Consider the following 2500-nt stretch of genomic DNA (forward strand, 5'->3'; position numbering starts at 1 on the left):
ATCCATTATAAAAAAATCGAGAGAACCATCATCCGTAATTTTCGATGATTTTCGATTAAAATAAAAAAACCGGGGAAAATCTTCCCCGGTTTGTAAGAACGCAACGCAGTTCAAGGGTTATTTAAATTTTAAAAGCTTTCTTTCGGATTTAATTTCAGTTTTTCTTTTTGTACATCTTGTTGTACATATTTGGTTTCATTTACCGCCTTAGCAATTTTCGTAACCTCGTCGGCGTTGTTACGATCTGCTTCGCGCTTTTGAAACTCCGCCCTCACTTCCTCTACGGAACCCGACTGGCTCAAGATTTTGAGTTCTTCACTGGAAGATTTAAGTTCTTCCACGAGTTTTCCATATTCGAAAGTTTCATTTTTATGAAGAACGATCAACTCTTTCATTTCAGTAAGAGAATCGCTTTGAAGAGAACGAATCAACTTATCCGTAAGCTTTTGATTCTTTTCGATTCTAAGCTCCCGGTTTTTGTTCAGGATAACTTCGGAAGATTCTCCCTTTTTAGAAACCGCGATAGTTCCTTCGATCACCGCGAAACGAACGGTGCAATTTTCTTTCGCACAATTGATCTTGGATCCTTGCGGGCTTTCTACGGAGGTCAAAAAGGAAGTTCCTCTAACACCTGCAAGTGCAGTCGGTGTGGAAACGGTAAACTCGGTAGTTTTCTGATTTTTCTTTACCATAGTCACGATTTTTCCGTAGTTCACTTGAACGTTCGTATCCAACCCGTTCGGATTCATAAGGGTGGAAATTTCGATATTGGAATTTTTAGACATTTTGACAACGCCACTGTCCGAAACCATAATCTCGGCTCCCCCATTCGATCCGGTCACAATCCGATCGGTAGAGGAAAGAACAGCTCCCAACTCCGCTTTTCTTTCTCCGGAATCGGAAAGAATTTTGACATCTCCAAGAATCCACACAATTCTCGCTACAGCAGTATTAGATTCGGTTTTTACCTGATCGCTACCGGATGATTTGTTAGTACTACAGACCGTCGACAACATGCAAATCACTGCAATGAATAGATAACGTTTCATAGATCCCCCAAACTCGAAAAAGCTTACATTTTTAAATAACATGTTTCCCCGCGGAAAATTGCAAGGATTTAGAACTAATATATCATACAAATAGGGTGATTTCTTGTAAAAAAACGCTAACGCTTCACGTTAGTTTACTTTTTTTCGGCTTTTCCGGTTCTGTGATGATAACATCCAATTCCTCTTCCAATTTGCATTTTGGATAGTTATCAATAGGAAGACTAGTTCCGACCCAACCGAAGGCTTCTTGGGCCGTAATTACATGAATATCCCAACCCATAACGATATTTGGACAATCCCAAACTTTGTTTTTACAAAGGACCTGGCTGGATTTCGGTTTGGGGTACGCCCAAGCCGAAGGCGGATAAACACATTTCATTTCCACTTCCGCAATTTTTCTCAGTCTTTTAACGTTTACTTCGAACTCTTTGAAGGTGGAAACCAAAGGATTTGCAAGAAGTTCGTCAAAATATTTTTTGGAGGTGTTGTAAGCGATGTAGTAAACCAGTTCCTCCATCACATAGTCTTTATCAGAAGCATTGTGACTGACGTTCGCGATATAACGGGCTAGTTTTAATGCGTCGGTTAGTAAGGCTTGAAATAAATCGAAGGATTTTTCCGGAATCGCGTCTTCTTTTGAACGATCCTCCTTACTATCGCTTTCGCCGTCGTTCGAAACAATATCGTCCAAAAAAGTTTCGTCTATACTTTCACTTTCCGCGCCCTTATCAATCGAAATCAGCTTCTCGGGATTGTCCATCATTCCGAGCGGCATATGACTGGAAATCGCACCGTATGTAAATCCAATAAGATCAAGTTTTTGTAATACATCAGAACACTTATGCGCGATTCTGACTTTTTCATTGTCATCGAAAGGCAATTTGATGAACCGATCCACTCCGATACGAGGAACGTCCATAAGAACTCCCGCAGTGAAAGCATATCTTCGAAGAAGTCTGAACTTCATCGTATCAGGAATCATTACGATCCCAAGGGTCAAAAGGCCCAATTCGCTGATGTATTTGAAGAAGTTTAAATTTTGTTTATAAACTTTTAAAAGAGTCAAAACCGTCTTTTTGGAAAGTAAGGAATTTCGAATGATTCCCTTATAATTATAAACCGCGTTTTCATACATAAATTTCAGAAATCTCATATCCGTATCTTTGAGTTGATCCACGATTTTTACGGATAGAATGTTCTGAATCTGTTCCACAAGTTCCTTATTCAATTTCACGTCGAACTTGGGAGTATATTGCCCTTTGATATCCTTTAAACGAGCAAGAGTGGATTCCTTAATCTGCACTTCTTCTTTTACCAAAACATTCCCCGAATTATCTTCAATCGGAGAAAGAAAACGAATCATAGATCCAGTTTCAAATTCCCTGGTAAAATCTATGAGATCATCAATGGAATCGAATTCCAGACACGAGTGAGTTACTTTCATTTTGAAA

At 39.3% G+C, this 2500-nt stretch carries 3 protein-coding genes (1 of these 3 cut by a window edge); all 3 read right to left on the reverse strand.

Features of this window, described 5'->3' with window-relative positions:
* Window positions 1-128: 128 nt before the first annotated feature.
* Window positions 129-1049, reverse strand: a complete 921-nt coding sequence (locus LEP1GSC062_RS00070; RefSeq protein WP_039940714.1) for a FecR family protein — start codon at window positions 1047-1049, stop codon at window positions 129-131.
* 124 nt (window positions 1050-1173) lie between these two features.
* Window positions 1174-2493: a hypothetical protein gene (locus tag LEP1GSC062_RS00075; protein WP_010577337.1), complete on the reverse strand. Its 1320-nt coding sequence runs from the start codon at window positions 2491-2493 to the stop codon at window positions 1174-1176.
* A protein-coding gene (gene rsgA, locus LEP1GSC062_RS00080) for a ribosome small subunit-dependent GTPase A (protein WP_020983060.1) crosses the window boundary here: on the reverse strand, window positions 2490-2500 show its final stretch. The gene runs 946 nt beyond the window's last position; 11 of the gene's 957 nt are visible here — the last part of the coding sequence; its start codon lies beyond the right edge, outside the window — the gene reads right to left on this strand; it ends in the stop codon at window positions 2490-2492. Before rsgA ends, LEP1GSC062_RS00075 begins: the two co-directional genes overlap by 4 nt.

It is taken from the genome of Leptospira alexanderi serovar Manhao 3 str. L 60 (assembly GCF_000243815.2).
In the GTDB taxonomy this organism is placed as follows: domain Bacteria; phylum Spirochaetota; class Leptospiria; order Leptospirales; family Leptospiraceae; genus Leptospira; species Leptospira alexanderi.